This is a genomic window from Streptococcus sp. CF7_Ac1-12 (assembly GCF_024295905.1).
Lineage (GTDB): Bacteria > Bacillota > Bacilli > Lactobacillales > Streptococcaceae > Streptococcus > Streptococcus mitis_AP.
The window spans coordinates 1-2,129 of record NZ_JANCPG010000031.1; the positions used below are offsets into that span (position 1 = coordinate 1).

Annotated in this window: 1 protein-coding gene; it reads left to right on the forward strand. The window is 38.4% G+C overall.

The features are described from left to right. On the forward strand, positions 1-2,129 hold a 2,129-nt coding region (locus NMM17_RS09525), incomplete at both ends, for a Rib/alpha-like domain-containing protein (protein WP_254754330.1).

The following is a 2,129-nucleotide window of genomic DNA, read 5'->3' on the forward strand; positions in this document are numbered from 1 at the left end:
GCTTCTAAGAATATTGATCCTGAGCAATATCCAGATGGGGTAACATTCAAATATAAAACTCCAGTAGATACAACAACACCAGGCGAAAAAGATGTTATTGTAGAAGCAAAAGATGGGGAAGATAAACTGGTAGAAGTTCCTGCTAAGGTTAAGGTAGTGGAAGGCAAGGAACAATTAATTCCTGTAAATCCAACTGAAAAACCACAAGCAAGAGATAGTATTACTCCAAGTGATTACCCAGAAGGTTCAACATTTGAGTACAAAGTTCCAGATGGACAGACTGAACCGTTCGATGCAACAACTGTTGGTGATAAACCAGTAACAGTAGTTGTGAAAGATAGAAATGGAAATGTATTGGTTGAAGTTCCCGCTACGATTAAGGTGGTAGAAGCTAAACCAACACCAATTGAAACGCCAGTAACGAATACACCTTTAACAAAAGAGGATATTGCTAAATTTGTTAAAGTTCCAGAAGGTGGAAAAGTAACCAATGTAGAAAATATTCCAGACTTGACAACTCCAGGTGAGAAAGATCCAGTTAAAGTCACTGTAGAATTACCAAATGGAAAAGTGATTACTGTTGACGTTCCAGTTAATGTAACTCCAGTTAATGAAATTGAAACGCCAGTAACGAATACTCCGTTAACGCCAGAGGATTATACAAAAGGAATCACGATTCCAGAAGGTGGCAAGGTCACAAATGTTGAGAACATTCCAGACTTAACAACTCCAGGTAAGAAAGATCCAGTTAAGGTAACAGTTGAATTACCAAATGGAAAAGTGATTACTGTTGACATTCCAGTTAATGTAACGTCAGTTAAGGAAATTGAAACGCCAGTAACGAATACTCCGTTAACGCCAGAGGATTACACCAAAGGAATTAAAATTCCAGAGGGTGGCAAGGTCACAAATGTTGAAAACATTCCAGACTTGACAACTCCAGGTAAGAAGGATCCAGTTAAAGTAACGGTTGAATTACCAAATGGAAAAACAATTACTGTTGACGTTCCAGTTAATGTAACGCCAGTTAAGGAAATTGAAACGCCAGTAACGAATACTCCGTTAACGCCAGAGGACTACACTAAAGGCATCAAGATTCCAGAAGGTGGCAAGGTCACAAATGTTGAAAACATTCCAGACTTGACAACTCCAGGTAAGAAGGATCCAGTTAAAGTAACGGTTGAATTACCAAATGGAAAAGTGATTACAGTAGAAGTCCCAGTGAATGTAACACCTGTTAAAGAGATTGAGACACCAGTCACATCTACCCCATTAACACCAGAGGATTACACTAAAGGCATCAAGATTCCAGAAGGTGGCAAGGTCACAAATGTTGAAAACATTCCAGACTTGACAACTCCAGGTAAGAAAGATCCAGTTAAAGTCACTGTAGAATTACCAAATGGAAAAGTGATTACAGTAGAAGTCCCAGTTAATGTAACACCTGTTAAAGAGATTGAGACACCAGTCACATCTACCCCATTAACACCGGAGGATTACACTAAAGGCATCAAGATTCCAGAAGGTGGCAAGGTCACAAATGTTGAAAACATTCCAGACTTGACAACGCCAGGTAAGAAAGATCCAGTTAAAGTAACGATTACCTTACCAAATGGAAAAGTAGTTACGGTAGAAGTACCAGTGAATGTAACACCAATTACACCAATTGAAACACCAATAACAAAAGAAAAACTGACTCCAGAGGATGTCCTAAAACAAATTAAGATACCAGAAGGAGCAACTGTTAAGGTAGGAGATCTTCCAGACTTAACAACACCAGGTAAGAAGGATCCTGTAAAAGTAACGATTACATTACCAAATGGTAAAGTTGTGACTGTAGAAATTCCAGTAACTGTAACTCCTATTGGAGATATTGTTAAAAAACAAGGTGATCCAATTACTACTGAGGATGTTGAAAAACACATTCCAAAAGGAGCAAAAGTTATTTCAATTGGAGATAAACCAACAACGGATGTACCAGGTGAGAGACCAAGTATTCCGGTTGTAATTGAATTACCAAATGGAATTCGAGTAACTGTAAATGTACCAGTTATCGTAACACCAAAAGTTACGCCTGTGGTAGTTAAAGTTGGAACACCAGTTACGCCAGAAGATGTTCAGAAACATAT